The organism is Streptomyces sp. NPDC058464 (assembly GCF_042721035.1).
Taxonomy (GTDB): Bacteria; Actinomycetota; Actinomycetes; order Streptomycetales; family Streptomycetaceae; genus Streptomyces.
Map to the genome: position 1 here is coordinate 161999 of NZ_JBHXMA010000009.1, position 24440 is coordinate 186438.

Below are 24440 nucleotides of genomic sequence, written 5' to 3' on the forward strand. Positions count from 1 at the left end.
GCACCCCACATGCATGACGACCGCAGCCTGGTCGAAGCCCGCCTGAGGCGCGTCCTCGACGAGCGCATCCGTCCCGCCGTGTACCCCGAGTCCGTGCCGCTCGACGTCGCGGTGTGGCACGCGCCCGGCGAGCCCGTACCGGTCGCCGAGGGACTCGCGGCCGAGCCCGAGCCGATCGCGGTCGGCGCCCGGTGGGGTGCTCCGTGGGGCACCAGCTGGTTCCGGGTGACCGGGACCGTGCCCGAGGAGTGGGCAGGACGGACCGTGGAGGCCCTGCTCGACCTCGGCTTCGACGAGAACATGCCCGGCTTCCAGTGCGAGGGTCTCGTCTACCGGCCCGACGGCACCCCGGTGAAGGGCCTCAACCCGCGCAACCAGTGGGTCCGCGTCGGCGCCCCCGTGGCGGGCGGCGAGGAGGTGCGGCTGCACGTCGAGGCCGCCTCCAACCCCGTGATCCTCGACTACCACCCCTTCCGGCCCACCTGGCTCGGTGACAAGGACACCGCCGGGCACGAACCGCAGTACACGCTCACCCGGATGGACCTCGCGGTCTTCGACGAGACCGTGTGGCAGCTGGTGACCGACCTGGAGGTGCTCGGCGAGCTGATGGCCGAACTGCCGGCCGACGGGGCACGTCGGTACGAGATCCTGCGTGCGGTCGAGCGGGCGCTGGACGCCGTGGACCTCCAGGACGTGAACGGTACGGCGGAGCGGGCGCGTTCGTGTCTCGCCGGGGTCCTTGCCGTTCCCGCGGCGCCTTCCGCGCACCGGATCAGTGCGGTGGGTCATGCGCACATCGATTCGGCGTGGCTGTGGCCGTTGCGGGAGACGGTGCGGAAGGTGGCCCGTACGACCGCGAACATGACGGCCCTGATCGAGGAGGAGCCGGAGTTCGTGTTCGCGATGTCCCAGGCGCAGCAGTGGGCGTGGGTGAAGGAGCACCGGCCGGAGGTGTGGGCGCGGGTGAAGAAGGCGGTGGCGGAGGGACGGTTCGTGCCGGCCGGTGGGATGTGGGTGGAGTCGGACACCAACATGCCGGGTTCGGAGGCGATGGCCCGTCAGTTCGTGCACGGCAAGCGGTTCTTCCTGGACGAGTTCGGCATCGAGAACGACGAGGCCTGGCTGCCGGACACCTTCGGCTTCGCGGCGGGGCTGCCGCAGATCATCAGGGCGGCGGGCTCGACCCGGCTGCTCACCCAGAAGATCTCCTGGTCCCGGACGAACAAGTTCCCGCACCACACCTTCCAGTGGGAGGGCATCGACGGCACCCGGATCTTCACCCACTTCCCGCCCGTCGACACCTACAACTGCTCCATGAAGGGCAGCGAACTCGCCCACGCGGCCCGCAACTTCAAGGACAAGGGCCGCGCCCGGCACTCCCTCGCACCCACCGGCTGGGGCGACGGGGGCGGCGGCACGACCCGCGAGATGGTCGCCAAGGCGGCCCGGCTGCGCAGCCTGGAGGGCTCGCCGACCGTCGTCTGGGAGACCCCGGCCGACTTCTTCGCCAAGGCCGAGGCCGAATACCCCGACCCGCCGGTGTGGGTGGGTGAGCTCTACCTCGAACTGCACCGCGCCACCCTCACCAGCCAGGCGAAGACCAAACAGGGCAACCGGCGCAGCGAACACCTCCTGAGGGAGGCCGAGCTGTGGGCGGCGACGGCCGCGGTGCGCGCCGGATTCGCCTATCCCTACGAGGAGTTGGACCGGATCTGGAAGACGGTCCTGCTCCACCAGTTCCACGACATCCTGCCCGGCTCGTCGATCGCCTGGGTGCACCGGGAAGCCAGGGCCACGTACCAGCGGATCGCCGCCGAACTCGACGGGATCATCGACGCGGCCCAGCGGGCGTCGGCGGGGGAGGGCGACCGGCCGCTGCTCTTCAACGCGGCGCCGCACGGCAGAAGTGGCGTCCCCGCCGGGGGAGCGGGGCCGGAACAGCCGACCGGAGAGGTGACGGTCTCGGACCGGCCCGACGGCGGACACGTCCTCGCCAACGGCATCCTGCGCGTCGAGATCGACGCCCGCGGTCTCGTCGTATCCGTCTACGACCTCGACGCCGACCGTGAGACCGTCGCCCCCGGCACCGCCGCCAACCTGCTCCAGCTCCACCCGGACTTCCCCAACCAGTGGGACGCGTGGGACGTCGACGCCTTCTACCGCAACGCGGTCACCGACCTCACGGACACCGACGAGCTGACGGCCGGCGAGGACGGCCGGTCCGTCCGGGTCGTACGGTCCTTCGGCTCCTCCCGGGTCACGCAGGTGCTGTCGCTGCCGCCCGGGGAGCGCCGCCTGCTGATCGACACGGAGGCCGACTGGCACGAGACGGAGAAGTTCCTGAAGCTGGCCTTCCCGCTCGACCTGCACGCCGAACGGTACGCGTCCGAGACCCAGTTCGGGCACTTCCACCGCCCGACCCACACCAACACCTCCTGGGAGGCGGCCAAGTTCGAGGCCTGCAACCACCGCTTCGTCCAGCTGGAGGAACCGGGCTGGGGCGTGGCGGTCGTCAACGACTCCACGTACGGCCACGACGTGACCCGCAGTGTCCGCACGGACGGCGACCGCGGTACGACGACCACGGTCCGGGTCTCGCTGCTGCGCGCGCCCCGCTTCCCCGACCCCGAGACCGACCAGGGCATCCATCGCTTCCGGCATGCCCTGGTGCCGGGTGCGGGCATCGCGGACGCGGTGCGGGAAGGCTGGCGGATCAACCTGCCGGAGCGCCGGATCCTCGGCGCCCGCGATGTCGCCCCGCTGGTGACGGTCGACGACGACGCGGTGGTCGTCACGGCGGTGAAACTGGCGGACGACGGGAGCGGCGACGTGGTGGTCCGCTTCCACGAGGCCCACGGCGGCCGGGCGCGCGCCACGCTGACGGCGGGCTTCGAGGTGGCGGATGTGACGGTGACCGACCTGCTGGAGCGGCCGTCGGGCGCACCGGCCCCGGACCGGGCGGGTGACGCGGTCTCGCTTCGGCTGCGGCCCTTCGAACTGGTGACTCTGCGGTTCCGGCGGGCCTGAGGCGACGGAGCGCTCCTCAGGGGACAGAGCGCCCCTCAGGGGACGAGTGCGTCGAGGACCGGGCCTGCCCCGCAAGGCAGGGACAGCGCCCGGTCGCCGAGGTCGGACGGCACGTCGGGATGATCGGGGTTCACCCGCACGAGCCGGGCCCGCGGGGTACGGCGTACCAGGTTCTCCATCGGCAGCCGGATCACGCCGGGGGTGTTGAACCCGGCGCCCATCTCCAGGACGAGCAGGCTGCTGTCCGCGGGCGCCGGGCCGAGCCACTGGGAGAGCCGTTGCCCCGCGGGAAGGTAGGGGTCGTCGACGAATTCGGGGCCGACCCGGACATTGGGAAAGACGGCGGCACCGCAGCGTGGGCACTCCGGCAGCGCGGCCGGGTCGGTCACCCGCCCGCTCTCACGGTCGTACACCCCGAGGATCCGGTCGAAGTACGGCTTGCTGGGCCAGGTCTCTCGTGTGCAGGGAACCGTGCACTGCAGACGGCCGTAGTCGCCCTGGGGAGTGAAGACGCGGTCCGCGGCGAAGCCGTTGCGGGCGAAGAGGGCGTCGACGTTCGACGTCATGACCCAGTGGTCGCGGTCGCCGACCAGTGCCCGCAGCCGCTGGTAGAGGTCGTTGGGGCCCGGACCATGGCGGATGTCGTCGATGTGGACGGCCCAGTAGCCCCACATCATGTCGGCCGGCAGCGGGGCGCCCAGCAGGTAGCGCGATCGCAGTCCCAGCCGGTGCAGCGCCGGCAGCAGCTCCCTGAAGCGGTCGGCGTCCCCGTAGTCGTAGCCGGCGGCCGCGCTGAGCCCGGCGCCCGCGCCGACCAGGACCCGGTCGGCCTCGCCCAGCCAGGAACGCAGTGTCTCGACCGCGTGCGGCGCGGAGGTGTGGGTGTTGCTCGTGGAACTCACGATTCCTCGGTTCCTTCCGGTTAGCCTGATGGCTGATGATGGTCAAAAAGCGACACGCCGCCCCGCGGGAGATCCCCGAGATTCCGTTCGCCGCACCTGTGGGCACCCCCGCGGGTGCCGAGGTCATGTCGCTGGCCGAGCTGCGGAGCCGCGTGTCACCGCCCGCCCTCTCCCGGCCCCAGCGCCCCGACTTCCACCAGCTGCTCACCCTCACCTCGGGCGAACACCGGCAGACCGTGGACTTCACGGGCTACACCCTGCGGCCCGGTTCCTGGCTGTGGGTCCGGCCCGGGCGGGTGCAGCAGTGGGGGGACCTCACGCACGCGGACGGCGCGCTGATCCTGTTCCGGCAGGACATGCTGGACGCCGCCACCGCGGCGGCCGCCCGGGTCGACGACCCGTACGCGCCCGTCGTCTGCACGCCAGGCACCGACGACGCACCGGCGCTGGAGCTGGCCGCCGAACATCTGCGGCACGAGTTCCGGGCGTTGGGGCAGCTGCCGCTGGAGGCGCACATGGCGGCCCTGCGCCACCTGCTGGCGGTGCTGGTGCTGCGGCTGGCCCATCTGACGGTTCCGGCCGGCGGCCCCGCACCGGAGCCCGACGAGATCTATCGCCGCTTCCGTGACGTCGTCGAGCGGAACTTCACCCGCACCCGGCGGGTGGAGGACTACGCCCGGATCCTCGGCTATTCGGCACGCACGCTGGCCCGGGCCACGCTGAACGGCGCCGGGCTGAGCGCGAAGGAGTTCGTCGACCGCCGTGTCGTACTGGAGGCCAAGCGGCTGCTGGCGCACAGCGACCGGACCGCCGCCCAGATCTCGGACCAGCTCGGTTTCGTGAACCCCTCCCAGTTCAGCAAGTACTTCCTGCACCGGGTCGGCCGGTCCCCGATCGACTTCCGCGACACGGTCCGTGGTCGCCGGGCCCCTCATGGGCCGACGGGCGCTCAGAACGGGTAGCGGGCGTGCCGGTCCGCGACGGTCACCCAACGGGTGTTGGAGAACGCCTCGATGCCCCACCGTCCGCCGAACCGGCCGTAGCCCGAGGCCTTGACGCCGCCGAAGGGCGCGTGCGGCTCGTCCGCCACGGACTGGTCGTTGATGTGCACGATCCCGGTGCGGACGCGGCGCGCGACGGCCAGGCCGTGCGTCGCGTTCTCGGTGATGATGCCGCAGGTCAGGCCGTTCTCGGTGTCGTTGGCGAGCGTGATCGCGGTGTCGTCGTCGGCGAACGTCTCGACGACGCACACCGGACCGAAGGCCTCCGCGTAGTAGAGCTCGGCGCTCCTGGGCACGTCGGTCAGCACGGTCGCCGGATGCACGGCGCCCTCCGGGCGGCCGCCGCCCGTGAGCACGGTGGCACCCTCGGCGACCGCGTCCCGGACCAGACCCGCGACGCGCCTCGCCGCGGACGGGCCGACCAGCGGGCCCACGACCGTCTGCGGGTGGCCGGGGTCACCGGCCCGGAGCGCGGCGACCTTCGCGGTGAACTTCTCCTTGAACTCCTCGGCGAGCGAGGCGTGCACGAGGACGCGGTCGGCCGACATGCAGATCTGGCCCGAGTTCATGAACACGCTGAACGTCACGGCGTCGACGGCGTAGTCCACGTCGGCGTCGGCGAGGACGATCACCGCGTTCTTGCCGCCCAGTTCGAGGACGGCCGGCTTCACGTGGTCGGCCGCGTGCATGCCGATGACGCGGCCGACGTTCGTGGAGCCGGTGAAGTTCACGGCACGCACCCGGGGATCCGCGATCAGCGTCTCCGCGATCCGGGGGGCGTCCTCGCGGTCGTTCGTGACCACGTTGAGCACCCCGTCGGGCAGACCCGCTTCGCGCAGCACGTCGGCGATGAGCAGCCCGCAGGCGACGGGTGCGTCCTCGCTCGGCTTGACGACCACCGTGTTGCCCGCCGCCAGGGGACCCGCGACGGCCCGCACACCGAGGATGACCGGAGCGTTCCACGGGGCGAACGCCGCCACCACGCCCAGCGGTTCACGCACGGCCAGTCCCAGCACCCCCTCCTCCTGGGAACTGAGCACCTCACCCCGCGGCGCGGTGACCGCGGCGGCCGCCTCGCGCAGGATGTCGGCCCCGAGGCGGGCGTTGAAGTGCGCCCAGGGGCGCGTTCCGCCCGCCTCGCGGGCCATGGTCTCGACGACCTGCTCCGTCCTGGCGTCCAGCAGGTCGGCGGCCTTGAGGAAGACCGCCCTGCGGGCGAACGGGGTGACCGCCGCCCACTGCGCGAAGGCCGCGTCCGCGGCGTCCACCGCCCGCGTCACGTCCTCCGGGCCGGCCGCCGGAACGGTCGCGTAGACCTCGGCGGTGTAGGGGTTGATGTCCTGGGTGGTACGGCCGGAGAGCGCGGGCACGTCCTTGCCGTCGATCAGCATGTCACGGGTGACGGGCATGGTGGGTTTCCTTCGGTACGGGGGTGCGGGCCGGGCGGTTGTGCTGAGGTGCGGGTCAGGCGGCTTTGCCGAGGGCTCTGCGGTAGGCCGTCTCGTCGTCGGCCGTGAACACGGTGAACACGATCCGGTCGAACCGGCCGGGGTGTGCGGCGAGCCAGCCGGCGACGGTGCGCAGGGCGACCTGGGCGGCCTCGTCCTTGGGGTATCCGAAGACGCCGGTGCTCACGGCGCAGAAGGCCAGGGTGCGGATCGTCCCCACCTCGGCGGCGAGGTCGAGGCAGGCTCGGTAGGACGCGGCCAGCGCCGCCGCGTCCCCGGGACGGGGCCTGCCGTCGGTGATCGGGCCGACGGTGTGCAGGACGTAGCGCGCCGGCAGGTGGTGGCCCCGGGTGATCTTGGCGGTTCCGGTGGGCTCGGAGGTGCCCTGGAGCGCCATGACGGTCGCGCAGTCGTCCCGCAGCCGAGGACCGGCGGCGCTGTGGATGGCGTTGTCGATACAGGGATGGAGCGGCCGGAAGCAGCCGAGCAGGGCGCTGTTCGCTGCGTTGACGATCGCGTCCGCCGCGAGCGTGGTGATGTCGCCCCGCCACAGCGCGGTGTGCCGCGCCGCCCGGTACGGGTTTCGGGGGAACTCCTCGGCGATCGAGGGGAGTTGCCGGACGGCGACGGAGGGCCGCAGCCGGCGTTCCGCACCGAGTACGGCGTCGATCAGCTCGGCGGCGGCGCCGGGCAGCGGACCGGGCGGACGGACCGTGAGCAGGGTGCGCAGGAGCTGCCGGACGGTGGTCGCGTCGGCCGCGCCGGGATCGAGCAGGGAGTGGGCGCGCGGCCCGAGGCGTGACACGCCCGGGGTGCCGCCCAGCAGCTGCAGCACGGTACGCACGTGGTCGTCCAGCCGGTCGGCGGGTGCCGGGGCCGCCGCCGGCCGGAACGGCTCGTCGAGGCCTATCGCCTCCCGGTAGGCGGACAGCGGGAGCGCCGGGTGAGGGGCGCTCGGCTGGGCAAGGCCGTCGGGCGGGAACGGGGAGAGGGGCATGGCAGGCTCCGGAACGGACGTCGGCACGGCACAGCTGACGGGGGCGACGTCGGCACGACGCATCTGGCGGGGGGCGAGGAGACGGCAGGGCGGCGCGCGCCGACGTCAGGCGGGGATGCGCAGCACCGGCTTGACGACCTTTCCGCTCGCCGCGTCGGCGGCGGCGTCGTTGATCTCGTCGGGCGAGTAGAAGCGGATCATCCGGTCGTAGGGCAGGCGCCCCGCCCGGTACAGGCCGACGAGGGACGGGACGAAGCCGAGCAGGTCGCTGTCGCCCTCGGTGACGCCCCGGACGACCCGCCCGTTGAGCAGGAAGTTGACGTCGAAGGTGCCGTCGGTGCCGACCGGCGGAGCCCCGACCACGGCCACGGTTCCCCGAACGGCGAGCGAGTCGGTGGCCTGCCGCAGCAGGGCGGGAACGCCGCTGCTCTCCAGCGCGTGGGTCACGCCCCGGCCCGCCGTGATCTCCCGCAGCCGCGCGGGAACGTCCTCCTCCGCGCCGTCGACGACATCGGTCGCCCCCAGCTCCCGGGCGAGGTCGAGGCGCGAGGGCACGATGTCGACGGCGATGACCCGGGCGGCCGGGGTCAGCGCGGCCGCCATGACCGCGGACAGCCCCACCGCCCCCGCGCCGAAGACGGCGACCGTGTCTCCGGGGCCGGGACGCAGTTCGTTGAGCACGGCACCCGCGCCGGTCTGCACGCCGCAGCCGATGGGGGCGAGCAGCGCCAACTCGTCCTCGTCGGCGGCCTCGACCGGTACGACACTGCGCTCGTCGACCACGCAATGGCGGGCGAAGGAGGACTGGCCGAAGAAGCGCCCGCCCAGCGGGGTGCCGTCGGCGGCGCGGATCGGCGTGCTGCCGTCGGGCCGGGCACCGGCGAAGTTGCGCGGGATGAACGTCTCGCAGTAGCCGGGGTGGCCGTGTGCGCAGGCACCGCAGCGGCCGCAGGAACTGAAGGAGAGCAGCACCTTGTCACCGACGCCGACCCGGGTGACTCCGGAGCCGACGGCCTCCACGACACCGGCCCCCTCGTGGCCGAGGACGGCGGGCAGCGGGGTGTGGAGCTTCTCGTCCCGGACGGCGAGGTCGGTATGGCAGATTCCCGCGGCCACGACACGCACGAGGACCTCGTCCGGCCGGGGGTCCTCCAGCCGGACCTGCTGCCAGACGAACCTCCCCGAGCCGGGATGGACCACCGCTGCTCGCGTCTCGGTCATGGTCGCGCCTTCCTGCCGGTGAATGCGTGGGAGGCGGCGCATCACCCCGGGCGCCGCGCCGCGCTCCCAACCTAGGAGCCAGGTCGGCGAAAGAGCTGACGCAATCGTGACGCCCTATGGTCAGAATCCGACAGCATCGGCGGACGGGGACGGCCGGCCGAAGCGGCGGATGCCGGCCGGCCAGACCGCACGGCCAGACCGCACGGCCACACCGCACGGCCAGACCGCACGGTCAGACCGCACAATCACACCGCACGGGACGACCCCTCAGGCGCCCAGCTGACTCCGCAGCCATTCCTCCACCTCACCCACATGCGCGGCCGCCGCCGCCCTCGCCGCCTCCGGATCCCGGGCGACGAGGGCCCGGTGGATGGCGGCGTGCTCGCGGCGCGTCCTTGCGAACGCCCCCTCCTCCTCGTACCCCCGCCACACCCGGGCCCGGAAGGTCCGCGACGACAGACCCTCCAGGATCGCGGCCATCGTGTCGTTCCCGGCGGCGCCCGCGATCACCCGATGGAACGCGAGGTCGTGCGCGAGGATCTCCTCGGGATCGTCCGTCGCGTTCATCGCCGTGAGGTGCTTCTCCACCTCGGCCAGCTGGTCGGGCGTGATCCGCGCCGCGGCGAGCGCCGTCGCCGTCGACTCCAGTACCCGCCGCACCTCCAGCAGCTCCACCAGCTGCGGCCCGCGGGACAGATCGGCGACCACACCGAACGTCTCCAGCAGGTCGCCCGCCTCCAGCTGGGTGACGTAGATGCCGGAGCCGTGCCGGGCCTCCAGGACGCCCAGCACCGTGAGCGCGCGGATCGCCTCGCGCATGGAGCTGCGGGACATGCCCAGTTGGGCGGCGAGATCCCGTTCCGTCGGCAGCCGCTGACCCGGCTCCAGCCGGCCCTCCGCGATCATCGCCTTGATCCGCTCGATGGCGCGCTGCGTCACCGTGCCCTTCTGCGGAGCAGCAACGCCGTTCTCTGTTTCCCCGGTGTCCGCCACGCCACTCCTCCTGTCGCCGGTGCGCCGAAGTCTAACCAGTGAGGTGGTCGGACCACTATGGCTCGTTCGATGGCTCATCGACGGAAAAATAGCGTCTGCAGGGTGTTGAATCCGTCGAGTGGTCTGATAAGTATGCGGTCATCTGCTCGAACACGCTCGATGAGGAGCTGCCAAGATGCCCGGCAGAACACTGAGGAAGCGGAACAGGTCCCGGATCATCGCCGCGACGGCCGTGGCCGTCGGAGCCTCGCTCCTGCTCGCCGCCTGCGGCAGCACGAAGGACACCGGCAGCGGCAGTGCCGGAGGCGGTGGCACCGGCAAGGTCGGGGTGATCCTGCCCCTGCTGACCTCGCCGTTCTGGCAGTCGTACAACGACTACGTGCCCAAGATGGCGAAGTCCGAAGGCGTGGACGCGCTGAAGACGGTCAACTCGAACAGCGACCCCTCGCAGCAGATCACCGACATCAACAACGAGCTCAACCAGGGCGTGAAGGGTCTCGTCGTCGCGCCGCTGGACAGCGCCGCCATCGAGGCCGGACTCGACCAGGCCGAGCGCAAGGGCGTGCCGGTCGTCGCCGTGGACGTGGCGCCCGACAAGGGCAAGGTCGCCATGGTGGTGCGCGCCGACAACGTCGCCTACGGCACCAAGGCCTGCGACTACCTCGGCCAGCACGTCACCAGCGGCAAGGTCGTGCAGATCATGGGCGACCTGGCCTCCGTCAACGGCCGGGACCGCTCCGAGGCGTTCCGCTCCTGCGTGAAGGAGAAGTACCCGAAGCTCAAGGTCCTGGAGATCCCCGCCAAGTGGGAGTCCGACACGGCCGCCTCCCAGCTGAGCACCCTCCTCAACGCCAACCCCGACATCAAGGGCATCTACATGCAGGCCGGCGGCGTCTACCTCGCCCCGACCCTGCAGACCCTCAAGTCCAAGGGCATGCTCAAGACGGCCGGGCAGAGCGGGCACATAGTGATCGTCTCCAACGACGGCATCCCGCAGGAGTACGACGCCATCCGCAAGGGCCAGATCGACGCGACCGTCTCCCAGCCCGCCGACGCCTACGCCAAGTACGGCATATACTACATCAAGGCGGCGATGGAGGGGAAGACGTTCAAGCCCGGCCCGACCGACCACGACTCCACGATCGTCAAGCTGTCCAGCGGGATCCTGGAGGACCAGCTCCCGGCGCCCCTGGTGACCAAGGACAACGTGGACGACCCGAAGCTGTGGGGCAACACGGTCAAATGATCACGCCACTCGTTGAGGCCCGGGACATCGTCAAGCGGTACGGCCCCACCGTCGCCCTCGCCGACGGCCGGCTCACCGTGCTGCCGGGCGAGTCCCACGCCCTCGTCGGCCGCAACGGCGCCGGCAAGTCCACCCTGGTCAACGTCCTCACCGGCCTGCAGGCCCCGGACGAGGGCACGGTCCGCTTCGACGGCGAACCGGCGCCACCGCTCGCCGACCGGGACGCCTGGCGGCGCAGGGTCGCCTGCGTCTACCAGAAGCCCACGGTCGTACCGGAGCTGACGGTCGCCGAGAACCTCTTCATCAACCGGCAGCCCCTGCACCGGGGTTTCATCAGCTGGCGGCGACTCCGCAGGGAAGCCGCCGCGCTCCTCGACACCTGGGACGTCCACGTCGACCCCGAGGCGCGCACCGCCGACCTCAAGGTCGAGGACCGCCAGATGGTCGAGATCGCACGGGCGTTGAGCTTCGGCGCCCGGTTCATCGTCCTCGACGAACCGACCGCCCAGCTCGACAACCGGGAGATCGAGCGGCTGTTCAGCCGGATGCGGGCGCTCCAGGACTCGGGCGTGACCTTCCTGTTCATCTCGCACCACCTCCAGGAGGTCTACGAGGTCTGCCAGACCGTCACCGTGCTCCGCGACGCACGCTGGATCATCACCGCCCCCGTCGCCGACCTGCCCAGGGCCGCCCTGGTGGAGGCGATGGCGGGGGAGGCGGTGACCGGGCAGGAACAGCGGCCGCGGGACGCGGTGGCCGCCGCGGCGCCCGTCGTCCTCAGCACCAGCGGGCTGACGTCGGAGTCGTACGACCGCATCGACCTCACCGTCCGCAGCGGCGAGGTCGTCGGTCTCGCCGGCACCAGCGGCAGCGGCAAGATCGAACTCGCCGAGACCATCGCCGGGTTGCGCACCCCGACCGGCGGGACCGCCCAACTGCAGGAGAGGCAACTGCCGTTCGGTGATGTGCGGGCCGCGCTCCGGGCCGGCGTCGGGTTCGTGCCCCGCGACCGGCACGACCAGGGACTCGTCCCCGGCATGAGCATCGGCGACAACGCCACCATGACCGTCCTCGACCGGCTCGGCCGTGGCGGGTTCGTCGGCACCGACCGCAAGCGCGGCTTCGCCACCGGGCTGATCGAACGCCTCGACATCCACGCCGAGGGCCCCGAACAGCCCGTCTCCGACCTCTCCGGCGGCAACGCGCAGAAGGTCGTCATGGCCCGTGCCCTCGCCTCCGACCCCCGGCTGCTGGTCCTGGTCAACCCCACCGCGGGCGTCGACGTGAAGTCCAAGGAGTCCCTGCTGGCCCGCGTGGACAGCGCCCGTGAGGACGGCACCGCCGTACTGGTCGTCTCCGACGAACTGGACGACCTGCGCCGCTGCGACCGCGTCCTCGTCCTCTTCCACGGCCGGATCGTCGCCGAACACCCGGCCGGCTGGCACGACCACGAGCTGATCGCCTCCATAGAAGGAGTGGACTCCATGCCCGAAGGAGTGGACCATGGCTGAGACCAAGGCCCCGATGTTCGTCCCGGTGCGCTCCCCGGACCCGCGCGCGGCCCGTACCGTCCTCCTGCGCCGCGCCCGTGAACTCGCCCTCGTCCCGGCCCTGTTGCTGCTCATGGTGCTCGGCGCGGTGGTCAACGACTCGTTCCTCACCGAGCGCAACCTGATCTCCATCCTCGGCGCCTCCGCCGCCCTCGCGATGGTGGTGCTCGCCGAGTCGCTGGTCCTGATCACCGGCAAGTTCGACCTCTCCCTGGAGTCGGTCGTCGGCATCGCCCCCGCCGTCGGCGCCCTGCTGGTGCTGCCGTCGGCCGAGTCCGGCTGGGGCACCGAGTTCCCCGCCGCCCTCGCCATGGTGGCGATCCTGGTCGTCGGCGCGGCCGTCGGCGCCTTCAACGGGATTCTCGTCGTCAAGTTCAAGCTCAACGCGTTCATCGTGACGCTCGCGATGCTGATCGTGCTGCGCGGTGTGCTGGTCGGCGCCACCAAGGGCAAGACCCTGTTCGGGATGCCCGACAGCTTCTTCACCCTGGCCACCTCCACCTTCCTCAGCGTCCCCATGTCGGTGTGGCTGGCCGCGGTCGCCTTCGCGGTCACCGGGCTCGTGCTGAAGTACCACCGGGTCGGCCGCGCCCTCTACGCCATCGGCGGCAACGCCGACGCCGCCCGCGCCGCCGGCATCCGTGTCGACCGGGTGATGCTCGGCGTGTTCGTGGTCGCCGGTGTCCTCGCCTCCGTCGGCGGGATCATGCAGACCGGGTACGTGGGCGCGATCAGCGCCAACCAGGGCAACAACATGATCTTCACGGTGTTCGCGGCGGCGGTGATCGGCGGCATCAGCCTGGACGGTGGCAAGGGCACCATGTTCGGCGCCCTGACCGGCGTACTCCTTCTGGGTGTCGTACAGAACCTGCTCACCCTGGCGCAGGTGCCGTCGTTCTGGATCCAGGCCATCTACGGCGGCATCATCCTGGTCGCCCTCATGATCGCCCGTGTCACCACGGGACGGGCCCAGGACTGACCGGCCCGCGTCCCGCACTCCCCCCGACGGAAAGGCAATCCGTGTCCCCGAGCCCGGCCCGCGTGACCGCGGTCGACACCTACGACATCCGCTTCCCCACCTCGCGCGAGCTCGACGGCTCCGACGCGATGAACCCGGACCCCGACTACTCGGCGGCCTATGTCGTGCTGCGCACGGACGCGGGCGACGGGCACGAGGGGCACGGGTTCACGTTCACCATCGGGCGGGGCAACGACGTCCAGGTCGCCGCGATCGACGCGCTGCGCAACCATGTGCTCGGCCGCCCGGTCGACGAGATCTGCGACGACCCGGGATCCGTCCACCGGGACCTGATCGGCGACAGCCAGCTGCGCTGGCTCGGTCCCGAGAAGGGCGTGATGCACATGGCGATCGGCGCGGTGGTCAACGCCGTCTGGGACCTCGCCGCCCGCCGCGCAGGAAAGCCGCTCTGGCAGCTGCTCGCCGACGCCGAACCCGAGTGGATCGTCCGCCAGATCGACTTCCGGTACCTCACGGACGCCCTCACCCCCGAGGAGGCCCTCGCCATCCTGCGCCGGGGCCGTGAGGGCGTGGACGAACGCCGGGCCCGGCTCCTCGATCGCGGCTTCCCCGCCTACACCACCTCCGCGGGCTGGCTCGGGTACGACGACGAGAAGCTCACCCGGCTCGCCGCCCAGGCGGTCGCCGACGGCTTCCGGCAGATCAAGCTGAAGGTCGGCGCCGACCTGGAGGACGACATCCGGCGCTGCCGGGTCGCCCGCCGGGTCGTCGGCCCTGACATCCGGATGGCCATCGACGCCAACCAGCGCTGGAACGTCGACGAGGCGATCCGCTGGACCAAGGCCCTCGCCGGGTTCGACCCGTACTGGATCGAGGAGCCCACCAGCCCCGACGACATCCTCGGCCACGCGGCGATCCGCCGGGCGGTCGCCCCGGTCAAGGTCGCCACCGGCGAACACGTCCAGAACCGGATCGTCTTCAAGCAGCTGCTCCAGGCCGGCGCCCTCGACATCGTCCAGATCGACGCGGCCCGGGTCGCCGGCGTCAACGAGAACCTCGCCATCCTGCTCCTCGCGGCCAAGTTCGGCGTCCCGGTCTGCCCGCACGCGGGCGGCGTCGGACTGTGCGAACTCGTCCAGCACCTGTCGATGTTCGACTACCTGGCCGTCTCCGGCACCACCGAGGACCGGGTCATCGAATACGTCGATCATCTGCACGACCACTTCCGCGATCCGGTGGTGATCCGCGAAGGTCATTACGCGGCACCCACCGCACCGGGCTTCTCGGCCGCCATGCGACCGGAGTCCATCACGGAGTACACCTATCCCGGCGGCACCTTCTGGGCCGCCGACCCCGAAACACAGAAGGGACGGGCGGCATGACCGACTTCGAGGGCCTGAGGGCCCTGGTCACCGGCGGCGCCTCCGGGATCGGGCGGGCCACCGCCGAGCTGCTCGCCGAGCGCGGCGCCCAGGTCGCCGTCCTCGACCTCGACCCGTCCTCCGTCGAGAAGCCGCTGCTCGGCTTCCAGGCCGACGTCACCGACGACGCCTCCGTGCGGACGGCCGTGGAGAGCGCCGTCGAGGCCCTCGGCGGCCTCGACATCCTCGTCAACAACGCCGGCATCGGCGCCCAGGGCACGGTCGAGGACAACGGCGACGACGAATGGCGCCGTGTCTTCGACGTCAACGTCCTCGGCATGGTCCGCGCCGCCCGCGCCGCCCTGCCGCACCTGCGCCGCTCGGAGCACGCGGCGATCGTCAACACCTGCTCCATCGCCGCCACCGCGGGCCTGCCGCAGCGCGCCCTGTACAGCGCCACCAAGGGCGCCGTGTACTCCCTGACGCTGGCCATGGCCGCCGACCACGTCCGCGAGGGCGTCCGGGTCAACTGCGTCAACCCCGGCACGGCGGACACCCCGTGGATCGGCCGGCTGCTCGACAGGGCGTCCGACCCGGCCGCCGAGCGCGCCGCCCTGGAGGCCCGCCAGCCCGCCGGCCGCCTGGTCTCGGCCGCCGAGGTCGCCGGTGCCATCGCCTACCTGGCGAGCCCGCTGTCCGGCGCCACCACCGGCACCTCCCTCGCGGTCGACGGCGGCATGCAGGGCCTGCGCCTTCGGCCGGTGGGCCAGTGAACGCCCTCGGCCGCAGCGGCGTCCGGGTCAGCCCGCTGGGCCTCGGCGCCGCCGTGATCGGCAACCTCTACACCGAACTCCCCGACCGGCAGGCGTACGAGACCGTCACCGCCGCCTGGCAGCAGGGCATCCGCTACTTCGACACCGCCCCGCACTACGGCCTGGGGCTGTCGGAGCGGCGGCTGGGCGCGGCCCTGCGCCAGTACGACCGGGACTCGTACACCCTCTCCACCAAGGTCGGCCGCCGGCTGGAGCCGGGGCCCGGGGACGGCGACGACCTCGCCCAGGGCTTCGCCGTGCCCGACACCCTCCGCCGGGTCTGGGACTTCACCGAGGACGGCATCCGCCGCACCCTGGAGTCCAGCCTGGAGCGGCTCGGTCTCGACCGGGTCGACGTCGTCTACCTGCACGACCCCGACGAACACGCCGAGCAGGCCTTCCGCGAGGGCTACCCGGCCCTGGAGAAGTTCCGCGCCGAGGGGATCGTGGGCGCGATCGGCGCCGGCATGAACCAGACGGCCATGCTCACCCGTTTCGTGCGCGAGACCGACGTCGACGTGGTGCTCTGCGCGGGCCGCTACACCCTCCTCGACCAGAGCGCCCTCGCCGACCTGCTCCCGGCCGCCGAGGAGCGCGGCACCTCGGTGGTGATCGGCGGCGCCTTCAACTCCGGCCTGCTGGCCGACCCGAAGCCGGACGCCACCTACAACTACGCCCAGGTGTCCGCCGAGCTGCTCTCCCGCGCCCTGCGTCTCAAGGCGCTCGCGGAGGAACACGGCACCACCCTGCGCGCCGCCGCCCTCGCCTTCTGCGCGGCCCACCCGGCCGTGGCGAGCGTCCTGGTCGGCGCCCGCTCGGCGGCCGAGATCGCGGACGGGGCCGCGCAGTTCGCCACGCACGTCCCCGCCGCCTTCTGGCAGGAGCTGCACGCCACCGGTCTGCTGCCCGCCGACGTCCCCGTACCCACGGGGGACCGGCCATGAGAGTCGCCCTGCACACCAGGGTCCGGGCGGACCGCATCCCCGAGTACGAGGCCGCCCACCGCGAGGTGCCCGTCGAACTCACCGACGCCATCCGGGCCGCCGGCGCCACCTCCTGGACCATCTGGCGCAGCGGCACCGACCTCTTCCACGTCCTGGACTGCGCCGACTACGGCCTGCTCCTCGCCGAGTTGGAGAAGCTCCCGGTCAACGTGGCCTGGCAGGCCCGGATGGCCGAGCTTCTCGACGTCGTCCACGACTACTCCGAGGCGGGCTCGGAGGCCGGCCTGCCCGTCGTATGGGAGCTGCCATGACGATCGACGCCCACCACCACGTCTGGGATCTCTCGGTACGCGACCAGGACTGGATCGCCGGACCCGAACTCCAGCCGCTCCGACGGAACTTCACCGTCGAGGACCTGGAACCCGAGGCGGCGGCGGCCGGGGTCACCCGCACGGTCCTCGTCCAGACGATCACCGTTCCCGAGGAGACCCCCGAGTTCCTCGCCCTCGCCGACGCCCACGACCTGGTCGCCGGAGTCGTCGGCTGGACCGACCTCACCCGCCCCGACGTCGCCGAGGAACTCGCCCGCCTGCGCGAACTCCCCGGCGGCTCCTGCCTGAAGGGCATCCGCCACCAGGTCCAGGGCGAACCCGACCCGGAGTGGCTGCTGCGCCCGGACGTCGGCCGGGGCCTGACCGCGCTCGCGGAGGCGGGCCTGGTCTACGACCTGATCGTCCAGCCCCGGCAGCTCCCGGCCGCCGTCAAGGCCGCCGAGACCCACCCGGACCTCACCTTCGTCCTGGACCACCTGGGCAAGCCCCCCATCGCCGCCGGCCCCCGCGAACCCTGGGCCTCCGCCGTCCGTGCCCTCGCCGCCCTGCCCAACACCGTCTGCAAGCTCTCCGGCATGGTCACGGAGGCCGACCCCGCCTCCTGGACCGTCGACGACCTGCGCCCGTACGCCGACACGGTCCTGGACGCCTTCGGCCCGGACCGCCTGATGTTCGGCTCGGACTGGCCGGTGTGCCTCCTGGCCGGGAGCTACGGCGAAGTCTTCGAAGCGGCGATCGAGCTGATCGCACCGGCCGACCGCACCGCCGTCTTCGAGACCACCGCCGCCCGCGTCTACCGCCTCTGAGCGGCCTTCGCCAGCCGCGTCGGCGGCAGGAACTCCCTTACGTACGTCCGCTCCCAGCACGCGCCCGTCTCCCGGAGCTCCCGCCAGCTGGTGTAGCGGTAGCGGAAGAGGCGGGCGCGGACGAAGTGCGGGGGCCGGTCGGGCGGGAAGGGGGAGCGGCGCAGCAGCCGCAGCGTGTCGCGGTCGTTCTCCAGGAGGCGCTCCACCAGGCCGCCGAACCAGTCGCCGGCGTACGCGGGGGAGAGGGCGGCGAACCACATCAGCCAGTCCAGGCGGAGGTGGTAGGGCGCGAACTGGCGCGGCCAGTACCGGGGATCGCCGGGCTTGCCCTTGAACTCGTACTCCCGCCAGTCCGAGTCCTCGTGCGGCGCGGCGTCCAGGGTGCCCTCGACCACCACCTCGTACCGGATCCGGCTGACGCTGCCGAAGGCGCCGTAGGTGTTGACCAGGTGGAGCGGGTCGAAGGAGCGGTTCATGACCTGGCGGCGGGAGACCATGTTCAGCACCGGGTGGTAGCTCAGGTAGAGGAGCAGCGCGGTCACGGCGAGGACGACCACCTCGTACCAGAGCGGGGTGGGCGGTGCGGTGGTGCGGTCCGTGGGCAGCCGGAGGGCCGACAGGGCCAGCACGATGGTGATCCAGTTCAGCCAGGAGAAGTTGCCGGAGACCACCAGCCACAGCTGGGTGAGGATCATCAGGGACGCGGCCGCCGTCGCGATCGGCTGCGGGGTGAACAGCAGGACGGGGACCACCAGCTGGGTGACGTGGTTCGCGGCCACCTCGGCCTTGTGCACAGGGCCCGGCAGGTGGTGGAAGAACCAGCTCAGCGGGCCCGGCATCGGCTGGGTCTCGTGGTGGTAGTGCAGGCAGGTCAGCTTGCGCCAGCAGGCGTCCCCGCGCATCTTGATCAGGCCCGCCCCGAACTCCACCCGGAACAGGATCCAGCGCAGCAGGAAGAGCACGACGACCGGCGGGGCCACCTCGTCGTTGCCCAGGAAGACGGCGAGGAAGCCGGTCTCCAGGAGCAGCGACTCCCAGCCGAACGCGTACCAGGTCTGGCCGACGTTGACGATCGACAGGTACAGCGCCCAGGGGATCAGCCACAGCACCATCCCGGCCCACAGCGGGAGTTCGGAGTCCGCCCCCGCCAGCAGCGCCGCCGACACCGCGCAGCCCGCCCAGGCGCAGGCCGCGAAGAAGCGGTCCGAGTAGCGCAGATGGAAGAGGCTCGGCGCCCGCCGGAAGGGCACCCGGGCGAGGAACCGCGGGATCGGCAGCATCCCGCGCTCGCCCAGCAGGGCCCGGAACTGCAGCGCCGCCGTCAGGAACGCGACGAGGTACACGCCGGCCAGAGCCCGCTGGAAGACCAGCCGGCTCAACCAGTACCCGGGTGCGGTGAACCAGTCCACGGCCGTGCGCTCCTGCCTCTCTCCATTGTGCGGCCCGCCGGACCGGCGGGGGCCTGTCACCCTGTGTACCGCGCCTCCCCGCTTGCGTAACCCGGGCGAGTGAAGCAGACAATAGGGGAGAAATTGCCCATATGGGGTTCCCCTGGCATGGTGGCCCCATGGCTGATCGGGGAGCGAGCGCTCCGTCACTCCCGGACGACTGGCCCGCCCACCCGGACCACCCGATCCTGGCGCTCAACCACATGGGCACCTTCGACTGGGACCTCGACGCCGGCCTCTTCCACATGGACGCCCAGGCGTACGAGGTGTTCGACCTGACCCCCGAGGAGTACGACGGCCGCCCCGAGACCCTCGCCGCCCGGGTGCCCCCGGCCGAGTCCAGCAGGCTGGACGCGGTGGTGTCCCAGGCCATCAAGGACGGCAGCGAGAACTACGGGACGTACTTCCGCATCCGGCGCCGCGACGGCACCCCGCGCTGGACCCACACCCAGGGCTACATCCGGCGCGACGAGACCGGCCGCCCGCGCCGCGTCGTCGGGATCGTCCGGGACGCCACCCAGGAGCTGGAGGACGGCGAGGCCCGGAACCTGCGGGAGGCCCAGGGGCAGGCGCTGCGCCGGCAGACCGGCGTCGTCCAGGTGGTCACCGCGGCGCTCGCGCACGCCAGCAGCGTCCAGGAGGTCATCGACGTCCTCAAGGACACCCACGGCATCCCCAACCTGGGCGCGACCAGCCTGGTGATGGGCCTGGTCGAGGCCGGCCGGATCCGGCTGGTCGCCGAGGGGCCCGCCGGCAGCTTCGTGCCCGGCACCCGGATCACCCGGATAGAGGAGCCCTACCCGATGGGCGAGGTGGTGCGGACCCTCAGCCCGTGCTTCATCGAGTCGCCGGAGGAGTTCGCCGAGGGCTACCCCATACTGTGGCCGCACATCACCGACCTGCACATCACCTCCGCCGCCTACCTGCCGCTGATCGCCCAGGCCCGCCCGATCGGCGCCATGGGCCTGCTCTACAACGACCGGCTCGGCTTCTCCAGCGAGGAACGCGCGGTCCTGGTCGCCCTCGGCAGCAGCATCGCGCAGAGCCTGCAGCGGGCCATGCTCTTCGAGCAGGAGAAGGACCTCGCGCAGGGTCTCCAGCAGGCGATGCTGCCGCGCACCATCCCCAGCGTGCGGGGCGCCGACGTCGCCGTCCGCTACCGCTCGGCGAGCGCCGGCGGCTCCCTGGGCCGGGACATCGGCGGCGACTGGTACGACCTGATCCCGCTGCCCGGCGGCCGGGTCGGCGCGGTCATCGGCGACGTCCAGGGGCACGACACGCACGCGGCGGCCGTCATGGGCCAGCTGCGCATCGTGCTGCGCGCCTACGCCGCCGAGGGCCACGCCCCGGCCACCGTGATGGCCCGCGCCTCCGTCTTCCTCGACGAGCTCGACACCGACCGCTTCGCCACCTGCCTGTACGCCGAGGCCGACCTGGCCACCGGCGTCGTCCAGGTGGTCCGCGCCGGGCACATCGACCCGCTGGTCCGCGCCGCCGACGGCGGCTGCCGCCGGGTCCCCGTCGAGGGCGGGCTGCCGCTCGGCCTGTCCGCCGAGTTCCAGAGCCTGGAGTACCCGGTCTCCACCCTGGAGCTCGACCCCGGCGAGACGCTGCTGCTGTGCACCGACGGGCTCGTCGAACAGCCCGGCGCCGACCTCGGGGACGGCGTGCGGGCTCTGGCCGAGCAGGTCGCCGACGGGCCGGAGGACGTGCGCGACCTCGCCGACCTGCTGATCGAGATCGCCGACGAACGGGGCGGCGACGACGACGTGGCCCTGCTCCTGCTGCGCCGCTGCGGCTCCGACACCGCACAGGCCGTCGGCCGCCTCCAGCAGCACGTGGCCTCCGGCGACCCCGAGGCGCTCGCCCTGGCCCGGCACATGGTCCGCGCCGCCGTCCGCGCCTGGGGCGCCGGGGACCGCGCCGACGAGATCGAGCTGGTCGCCGACGAGCTGATCACCAACGCGCTGATGCACACCGAGGGCTCCGCGATCGTCACCCTGAGGGTCCTCGGCGGCAGCGACCGCCGGCTCCGCGTCGAGGTCGAGGACTCCTCCAGCGCCCTGCCGCGCCGCCGCGAGGCGGGCGAGGACGGAGTGTCGGGGCGGGGGCTCCTGCTCGTCGACGAGATCGCCGACGTGTGGGGCGTGGAGGCCCGCGGCGGCGGCAAGGCGGTGTGGTGCGAGTTCCGGATGCCGGAAAAGGACGACGGGGCTTGATCCCTTACGGCTCCGGCAGCGCGCCCCGTAAGGGGCGCGGGGAACTGCGCGACCAGCCCCCCACGGCGCCGCAGCCGCCAGACGACCCGATGCGGCACTTCCGGCGGGGCACAGCGCAGCGGATGGCACCCTGGACGCATGCCCGAACTGCCCGAGGTCGAAGCGCTCAGGGAATTCCTGACCGAGAACCTGGTCGGCCGCGAGGTCGTGCGCGTGCTGCCGGTCGCCATCAGCGTGCTGAAGACGTACGACCCGCCGGTCGGAGCCTTCGAGGGCAGCGAGGTCGTCGCCGTGCACCGGCACGGCAAGTTCCTGGACATCGAGGGCGACCGCGGGCTGCGGTTCGTCACCCACCTGGCCCGTGCGGGCTGGCTCCAGTGGAAGGACCGGCTGCCGGACGGACTGCCCCGCCCGGGGAAGGGCCCGCTGGCGCTCAGGGCGGCCCTGGAGACCGGCGCGGGCTTCGACCTCACGGAGGCCGGCACCCAGAAGAAGCTGGCCGTGTACATCGTCCGGGACCCGCAGGACGTCCCCGGTATCGCCCGGCTCGGCCCCGACCCGCTCGCCGCGGACTTCGACGAGGCCCGCCTGGCGGCCCTGCTGGCCGACGAGCGACGGCAGCTGAAGGGGGCCCTGCGCGACCAGAGCCTGATCGCCGGGGTGGGCAACGCCTACAGCGACGAGATCCTGCACGCGGCGAAGATGTCCCCGTTCAAGCTGGCCGCGTCCCTGACCCCGGAGGAGACGCACCGGCTGTACGAGGCGCTGCGCACCACCCTCACCGAGGCGGTGGAGCGCTCCCACGGCCTGGCGGCGGGGCGGCTCAAGGCAGAGAAGAAGAGCGGGCTGCGGGTCCACGGCCGGACCGGCGAGCCCTGCCCGGTCTGCGGCGACACCATCCGCGAGGTCTCCTTCAGCGACTCCTCGCTGCAGTACTGCCCGACCTGCCAGACGGGCGGCAAACCGCTCGCGGACCGCCGGATGTCCCGGCTGCTCAGGTAGCCGGCGCTCACTTGGGGTCCAGCGTCACCAGGCGCTGCCCGTCCGCGTCGCGCACCTCGTAGCGGTCGATCTCGTCCGGGTGCATCGAGGAGCCGCCCGTCATGGTGCTCACCCGGTCGTCGTGGTCCCGCTCCGCCCAGGTGGTCACGACCTGCTCGGAGCCGTCCTCGCCGACGGCGATCAGGCGGCAGGAGCGCGGCCCGTCCGGGTCCTTCACCTCCAGCTCGATCGTGCTGCCGGAGTCCGTGTCCTGCGACTTCACCTGCGCCCAGATGCCGGACTGGGCGTCGGTGGCCGCGGTGACCTGCACGGCCGGGGCGGCGTCGTGGCCGACATAGGTCGCGATGCCGGGGCCGGCGACCGCGAACACCACCGAGGCGGCGAGGCCGTACAGCAGCTTGCGGCGCTTGGCCCGGTGCCGGGTCGCGACCTCGGCGAGCAGCCGGTCGAGCAGCCGGGGGCCGGGCTGGGCCATGGGATGCACGAAGCGCGGCGTGGCCCGGCGGTACAGCATCAACTGCCGTGCCGCGGGGCCGAACTCGGTCACGTGTGCCGTACAGCTGGGGCACTCCATGAGATGGTCCTCGAAGCGGAAGGCCTCCGCCTCGTCCAGCACGCCGAGCGCGTACGCGCCGACGTCGCGATGCCTTTCCAGGGACCTCATGCCGAATCCTCGTGCCGATGGGTGCGGGTGGGGGTTACTCGTTGTTCCTTGCTCCCACCCGTACGCAGTCGGCAGCCGTTTCACTCAAGCCACGTACAGAATCGTAATCAACGGATTCGGAGCGGCCGGGCCCGCGGATTGGTCCTGAATCAAAAAAGATGGATCGCGAGGTGTCCGAGGGGCAGACCGAGCCGCCAGGCGGGGGTCCACACCTTCGGTCCGTCGTCCTCGCCGAACACCGAGGCGCCGCCCGGCACCGCGTCCAGGTCGGGCGCGAGCAGCTCGGTCTCCTCCAGCCAGCGCCAGGCGGCCGCGGCCAGATCCAGGTCCGGTGACGGCCCGCCCGACTCGAGGGTCTCGGCCGTCACCACAGCCATACGTTCGCCGACCCAGTCCTGCCACGGCTGGTCGTACGCCGTGAGCGAAAGCCAGTTCTCCAACTGGGACACGACCCGGATGCCCGACAGTTCGCCGTCCGTGTCGGAGAGGAAGATGGTCAGCGCCAGCGCGTCGCGGCCGGCCCGGAACTCGAAGGACGTCGGTGGCATGAGATCGCCGGTGCGCAGCAGCTCGTCGGCGATGTACTCGGCGTACAACCAGGCCATCGGGACCGCCAGTTCCCCGCTCCCGGCCCCGCCCGTGCTCTCTTGACCTCTGTGCAGCATCCCGTCCTGCCTTCCTCCGGTGCGCGCGTGGCCCCGACCCCGGGTCCGTCCCTCTCCCGGTGCGGAACACGGATGAAGACAGCTGATTGCTCAAACACGGTCCTCAGCAAGGCGCTTTACCGAGGTTTGACCTGGCTTACGGTTTCATCGCAGGTCGGGTGCATAACCGGGCAGAACCCGGCGCAGGGCGCGCAGCGCGTAGTACGCCCGCGATTTCACGGTACCGGGTGGAATCCCCAGGGTCTCGGCGGCCTCCGCAACACTCGCCCCTTGGAAATACACCAGCACCAGGACTTCACGGTGTTCGGGAGTGAGAGTCTTCACAGCCTCCCGGACGTCGAGCGCCGCGGCGGCGCGCTCGGCGTGGTCGCCGGCGGCCCTGGTGTTCTCCAGGACGGCGTCGTGCACCTCGGCGGGCCGCGCCTGCCGGGCCCGCCGCGCGTCGATGGCGAGCCGCCGGCCGACCGTCAGCAGCCACGGCAGCACGGAGTCGAAGGCGTCGGCGCGCAGCGCCTCGGGATGCTGCCAGGCGCGTACCAGGGTCTCCTGGACGAGGTCCTCGGCCCGCTGCCGGTCCCCGTCGCTGAGCCGCAGCAGCAGCGCGAAGAGCGGCCGGCCGTGGTCGCGCTGGAGTGCGACGAGCTCGTGCTCGGCGGTCGTCGTCCCGTGGGGAAGGGTGGTTCCGGCCGTCATGGCCGTATGGCATCGCAGGGCCAGGCGGGGGGACAGGGGGTGCACAGGGATGTGCGGCGGACGGTCGAACGCGTCGGCGAACGGTGCGACGAACGGTCCGTCACACCCCTTACCCGACCCGGATGGGTCA

At 72.1% G+C, this 24440-nt stretch carries 21 protein-coding genes; 12 read left to right on the forward strand and 9 right to left on the reverse strand.

All coding sequences use genetic code 11. The annotated features are described in order from the left end of the window. The first annotated feature begins 9 nt into the window (after nucleotides 1-9). Nucleotides 10-3027 (forward strand): alpha-mannosidase, encoded by a 3018-nt coding sequence (locus tag ACFWPQ_RS14995; RefSeq protein WP_384033562.1) that lies wholly within the window; start codon nucleotides 10-12, stop codon nucleotides 3025-3027. 35 nt (nucleotides 3028-3062) lie between these two features. Here the strand turns inward: ACFWPQ_RS14995 and ACFWPQ_RS15000 are convergent, their stop codons facing one another. Beyond that, nucleotides 3063-3929: an NAD-dependent protein deacetylase of SIR2 family gene (locus tag ACFWPQ_RS15000; protein WP_384033565.1), complete on the reverse strand. Its 867-nt coding sequence runs from the start codon at nucleotides 3927-3929 to the stop codon at nucleotides 3063-3065. A 35-nt stretch (nucleotides 3930-3964) separates the two neighbouring features. On the opposite strand from ACFWPQ_RS15000, the gene ACFWPQ_RS15005 reads away from it, so the two are divergent. Then, nucleotides 3965-4891, forward strand: coding sequence for a helix-turn-helix domain-containing protein (locus ACFWPQ_RS15005; RefSeq protein ID WP_384033568.1), 927 nt, complete (start codon nucleotides 3965-3967; stop codon nucleotides 4889-4891). On the opposite strand, the gene ACFWPQ_RS15010 is transcribed toward ACFWPQ_RS15005, so the two are convergent. From ACFWPQ_RS15010 to ACFWPQ_RS15025, 4 genes are all read right to left on the reverse strand, one after another. After that, nucleotides 4879-6339, reverse strand: coding sequence for an aldehyde dehydrogenase family protein (locus ACFWPQ_RS15010; protein WP_384033570.1), 1461 nt, complete (start codon nucleotides 6337-6339; stop codon nucleotides 4879-4881). The genes ACFWPQ_RS15005 and ACFWPQ_RS15010 overlap by 13 nt on opposite strands. A gap of 55 nt (nucleotides 6340-6394) precedes the next feature. Continuing rightward, nucleotides 6395-7375 (reverse strand): protein-ADP-ribose hydrolase, encoded by a 981-nt coding sequence (locus ACFWPQ_RS15015; protein ID WP_384033573.1) that lies wholly within the window; start codon nucleotides 7373-7375, stop codon nucleotides 6395-6397. A 105-nt stretch (nucleotides 7376-7480) separates the two neighbouring features. Further along, nucleotides 7481-8596 carry an NAD(P)-dependent alcohol dehydrogenase gene (locus tag ACFWPQ_RS15020; RefSeq protein WP_384033576.1) on the reverse strand — a complete coding sequence of 372 codons (1116 nt, stop codon included), beginning with the start codon at nucleotides 8594-8596 and terminating at the stop codon, nucleotides 7481-7483. Between the two features lie 267 nt (nucleotides 8597-8863). Beyond that, a complete protein-coding gene (locus ACFWPQ_RS15025; protein WP_384033578.1) occupies nucleotides 8864-9589 on the reverse strand; it encodes a FadR/GntR family transcriptional regulator in 726 nt (241 codons plus the stop codon). 175 nt (nucleotides 9590-9764) lie between these two features. Here ACFWPQ_RS15025 and ACFWPQ_RS15030 point away from each other — a divergent pair, with 175 nt between their 5' ends. Genes ACFWPQ_RS15030 through ACFWPQ_RS15065 form a run of 8 tightly spaced genes read left to right on the forward strand, consistent with a single transcriptional unit; the run spans nucleotide 9765 to nucleotide 17619 of the window. Next, nucleotides 9765-10835: a sugar ABC transporter substrate-binding protein gene (locus ACFWPQ_RS15030; RefSeq protein WP_384033581.1), complete on the forward strand. Its 1071-nt coding sequence runs from the start codon at nucleotides 9765-9767 to the stop codon at nucleotides 10833-10835. Continuing rightward, a complete protein-coding gene (locus ACFWPQ_RS15035; RefSeq protein ID WP_384033584.1) occupies nucleotides 10832-12346 on the forward strand; it encodes a sugar ABC transporter ATP-binding protein in 1515 nt (504 codons plus the stop codon). Before ACFWPQ_RS15030 ends, ACFWPQ_RS15035 begins: the two co-directional genes overlap by 4 nt. Further along, nucleotides 12339-13364 carry an ABC transporter permease gene (locus tag ACFWPQ_RS15040; RefSeq protein WP_384033587.1) on the forward strand — a complete coding sequence of 342 codons (1026 nt, stop codon included), beginning with the start codon at nucleotides 12339-12341 and terminating at the stop codon, nucleotides 13362-13364. The genes ACFWPQ_RS15035 and ACFWPQ_RS15040 overlap by 8 nt, the downstream gene beginning before the upstream one ends. Nucleotides 13365-13405: 41 nt before the next feature. After that, nucleotides 13406-14746, forward strand: coding sequence for an enolase C-terminal domain-like protein (locus ACFWPQ_RS15045; protein ID WP_384033589.1), 1341 nt, complete (start codon nucleotides 13406-13408; stop codon nucleotides 14744-14746). After that, the gene (locus ACFWPQ_RS15050) at nucleotides 14743-15498 is read left to right on the forward strand and encodes an SDR family NAD(P)-dependent oxidoreductase (RefSeq protein WP_384033592.1); all 756 of its coding nucleotides are present in this window, start codon (nucleotides 14743-14745) and stop codon (nucleotides 15496-15498) included. Before ACFWPQ_RS15045 ends, ACFWPQ_RS15050 begins: the two co-directional genes overlap by 4 nt. After that, on the forward strand, nucleotides 15495-16481 hold the full coding sequence (locus tag ACFWPQ_RS15055; RefSeq protein ID WP_384033595.1) for an aldo/keto reductase: 987 nt from the start codon (nucleotides 15495-15497) through the stop codon (nucleotides 16479-16481). Before ACFWPQ_RS15050 ends, ACFWPQ_RS15055 begins: the two co-directional genes overlap by 4 nt. Continuing rightward, complete coding sequence (locus tag ACFWPQ_RS15060; RefSeq protein ID WP_384033597.1) at nucleotides 16478-16792, forward strand: L-rhamnose mutarotase; 315 nt, start codon at nucleotides 16478-16480, stop codon at nucleotides 16790-16792. The genes ACFWPQ_RS15055 and ACFWPQ_RS15060 overlap by 4 nt, the downstream gene beginning before the upstream one ends. After that, entirely contained in the window at nucleotides 16789-17619 is an 831-nt protein-coding gene (locus tag ACFWPQ_RS15065; protein WP_384033600.1) for an amidohydrolase family protein, read from the forward strand. The genes ACFWPQ_RS15060 and ACFWPQ_RS15065 overlap by 4 nt, the downstream gene beginning before the upstream one ends. On the opposite strand, the gene ACFWPQ_RS15070 is transcribed toward ACFWPQ_RS15065, so the two are convergent. Next, nucleotides 17607-19028 carry a lipase maturation factor family protein gene (locus ACFWPQ_RS15070; RefSeq protein WP_384033603.1) on the reverse strand — a complete coding sequence of 474 codons (1422 nt, stop codon included), beginning with the start codon at nucleotides 19026-19028 and terminating at the stop codon, nucleotides 17607-17609. The two genes, ACFWPQ_RS15065 and ACFWPQ_RS15070, sit on opposite strands and share 13 nt — an antisense overlap. 158 nt (nucleotides 19029-19186) lie before the next feature. Here ACFWPQ_RS15070 and ACFWPQ_RS15075 point away from each other — a divergent pair, with 158 nt between their 5' ends. Together ACFWPQ_RS15075 and ACFWPQ_RS15080 are read left to right on the forward strand one after the other, a co-directional pair. Beyond that, a complete protein-coding gene (locus ACFWPQ_RS15075; RefSeq protein WP_384033605.1) occupies nucleotides 19187-21286 on the forward strand; it encodes a SpoIIE family protein phosphatase in 2100 nt (699 codons plus the stop codon). A 138-nt stretch (nucleotides 21287-21424) separates the two neighbouring features. Beyond that, nucleotides 21425-22288, forward strand: coding sequence for an Fpg/Nei family DNA glycosylase (locus ACFWPQ_RS15080; RefSeq protein WP_384033608.1), 864 nt, complete (start codon nucleotides 21425-21427; stop codon nucleotides 22286-22288). Between the two features lie 7 nt (nucleotides 22289-22295). Here the strand turns inward: ACFWPQ_RS15080 and ACFWPQ_RS15085 are convergent, their stop codons facing one another. The 3 genes from ACFWPQ_RS15085 to ACFWPQ_RS15095 all read right to left on the reverse strand — a co-directional run bounded on the left by ACFWPQ_RS15085 (nucleotide 22296) and on the right by ACFWPQ_RS15095 (nucleotide 24310). Further along, a complete protein-coding gene (locus ACFWPQ_RS15085; protein WP_384033611.1) occupies nucleotides 22296-22952 on the reverse strand; it encodes a zf-HC2 domain-containing protein in 657 nt (218 codons plus the stop codon). A 149-nt stretch (nucleotides 22953-23101) separates the two neighbouring features. Further along, complete coding sequence (locus ACFWPQ_RS15090) at nucleotides 23102-23617, reverse strand: hypothetical protein (RefSeq protein WP_384033614.1); 516 nt, start codon at nucleotides 23615-23617, stop codon at nucleotides 23102-23104. A 144-nt stretch (nucleotides 23618-23761) separates the two neighbouring features. After that, nucleotides 23762-24310 carry a sigma-70 family RNA polymerase sigma factor gene (locus ACFWPQ_RS15095; RefSeq protein ID WP_384033617.1) on the reverse strand — a complete coding sequence of 183 codons (549 nt, stop codon included), beginning with the start codon at nucleotides 24308-24310 and terminating at the stop codon, nucleotides 23762-23764. Nucleotides 24311-24440: the final 130 nt, after the last annotated feature.

Bases quoted from the DNA above. Each gene is read 5' to 3' on its own strand.
- ACFWPQ_RS14995 (WP_384033562.1), top strand. From the start codon at position 10: ATGCATGACGACCGCAGCCTGGTCGAAGCCCGCCTGAGGCGCGTCCTC.
- ACFWPQ_RS15005 (WP_384033568.1), top strand. From the start codon at position 3,965: ATGATGGTCAAAAAGCGACACGCCGCCCCGCGGGAGATCCCCGAGATT.
- ACFWPQ_RS15010 (WP_384033570.1), bottom strand. From the start codon at position 6,339: ATGCCCGTCACCCGTGACATGCTGATCGACGGCAAGGACGTGCCCGCG.
- ACFWPQ_RS15015 (WP_384033573.1), bottom strand. From the start codon at position 7,375: ATGCCCCTCTCCCCGTTCCCGCCCGACGGCCTTGCCCAGCCGAGCGCC.
- ACFWPQ_RS15020 (WP_384033576.1), bottom strand. From the start codon at position 8,596: ATGACCGAGACGCGAGCAGCGGTGGTCCATCCCGGCTCGGGGAGGTTC.
- ACFWPQ_RS15030 (WP_384033581.1), top strand. From the start codon at position 9,765: ATGCCCGGCAGAACACTGAGGAAGCGGAACAGGTCCCGGATCATCGCC.
- ACFWPQ_RS15035 (WP_384033584.1), top strand. From the start codon at position 10,832: ATGATCACGCCACTCGTTGAGGCCCGGGACATCGTCAAGCGGTACGGC.
- ACFWPQ_RS15040 (WP_384033587.1), top strand. From the start codon at position 12,339: ATGGCTGAGACCAAGGCCCCGATGTTCGTCCCGGTGCGCTCCCCGGAC.
- ACFWPQ_RS15050 (WP_384033592.1), top strand. From the start codon at position 14,743: ATGACCGACTTCGAGGGCCTGAGGGCCCTGGTCACCGGCGGCGCCTCC.
- ACFWPQ_RS15060 (WP_384033597.1), top strand. From the start codon at position 16,478: ATGAGAGTCGCCCTGCACACCAGGGTCCGGGCGGACCGCATCCCCGAG.
- ACFWPQ_RS15065 (WP_384033600.1), top strand. From the start codon at position 16,789: ATGACGATCGACGCCCACCACCACGTCTGGGATCTCTCGGTACGCGAC.
- ACFWPQ_RS15075 (WP_384033605.1), top strand. From the start codon at position 19,187: ATGGCTGATCGGGGAGCGAGCGCTCCGTCACTCCCGGACGACTGGCCC.
- ACFWPQ_RS15080 (WP_384033608.1), top strand. From the start codon at position 21,425: ATGCCCGAACTGCCCGAGGTCGAAGCGCTCAGGGAATTCCTGACCGAG.
- ACFWPQ_RS15085 (WP_384033611.1), bottom strand. From the start codon at position 22,952: ATGAGGTCCCTGGAAAGGCATCGCGACGTCGGCGCGTACGCGCTCGGC.
- ACFWPQ_RS15090 (WP_384033614.1), bottom strand. From the start codon at position 23,617: ATGCTGCACAGAGGTCAAGAGAGCACGGGCGGGGCCGGGAGCGGGGAA.
- ACFWPQ_RS15095 (WP_384033617.1), bottom strand. From the start codon at position 24,310: ATGACGGCCGGAACCACCCTTCCCCACGGGACGACGACCGCCGAGCAC.